Annotated in this window: 2 protein-coding genes; both read left to right on the plus strand. The window is 56.6% G+C overall.

Translation table 11 applies throughout. The features are described from left to right. On the plus strand, positions 1-268 hold a 268-nt coding region (locus ABEH27_RS25660; protein ID WP_346616245.1), incomplete at its 5' end, for a transposase. A gap of 38 nt (positions 269-306) precedes the next feature. Then, on the plus strand, positions 307-1,061 hold a 755-nt coding region (locus tag ABEH27_RS25665), incomplete at its 3' end, for an IS3 family transposase (RefSeq protein WP_346616246.1).

The raw sequence follows: 1,061 nt of genomic DNA on the forward strand, positions 1-1,061 counted from the left end.
TGCTGCCAGCATGGTTCTTGATGACAACGGCTCGATTCCAGATGTTTGTGCGTCGATGGAGGTCGGCCCTACGGCGCTGCGCCGCTGGGTTGATCAGGTTCGCAAAGAGCGTCAGAAGGGCCAGCCAGTAGCAGGTACCAAGGCAATCAGCGACGAACAGCGAGAGCTCCAGGAGCTGCGGGCCAAAGTTAAGCGCCTGGAGACCGAGGCCGAAATATTAAAAAAGGCTACGGCTCTCTTGATGTCGGATCCCGATCGTTTTTCCTGATCGAGGAACTGAGAGAGTCAGGCCTGTATCCGACCAGCCTGCTTTGCAGTGCGCTGAGCGTTTCCCGCAGCGCGTTTTATGACTGGCTTCGCCGCCGTTCGGCCCCGAATACCAAGCGCAACGGGCTCAGAGAAAAAGTCGTTCAACTGCACGTCGAAAGCCGGGGAAGTGCGGGCGCGAGGATGATCTCTCAGTGCCTGAAAGCCCAGGATTTCAAGGTGGGGCGGTATCTGGCCCGAAAGCTCATGGAGGAGGCAAACCTGGCCAGCAGGCAGCGCCGCCGGCATCAGTATCGCTCCAAGGGTGTCGAGGCATATGTGGCCAAGAATCTGCTCGAACGTAACTTTGAGCCAACAGCCATCAACCAAGTCTGGTGCGGCGACGTTACCAGCTTGATGGTCGGGAAACGCTGGTATCACCTGGCAGTAGTCATTGATTTGTTCGCCCGCCGGATCATTGGTTGGGCGTTTTCGCTGATCAACGACGCCACCCTGGTCAGCAAGGCACTGAGGATGGCGGTGGGCGTTCGAGGTAAACATGCAGGCTTGATGTTCCACTCGGATCAAGGCTGCCAATACACCAGTCAGCGCTTCCAATCCGAGCTGTTAGAGCACGGGATAACACAAAGCATGAGCCGTAGAGGGCAATGCTGGGACAACGCACCAACAGAACGCTTCTTTGGGACGCTGAAGTCAGAGTGGGTGCCCAGCAAAGGTTACAAGGAAATTGATGAAGCCAGGCAGGATATGACCAGCTTCTTCATGCGATACAACCGAATCAGGCTCCACAGCCA

This window comes from Pseudomonas sp. P39-UII1, from assembly GCF_039672635.1.
In the GTDB taxonomy this organism is placed as follows: Bacteria; Pseudomonadota; Gammaproteobacteria; order Pseudomonadales; family Pseudomonadaceae; genus Aquipseudomonas.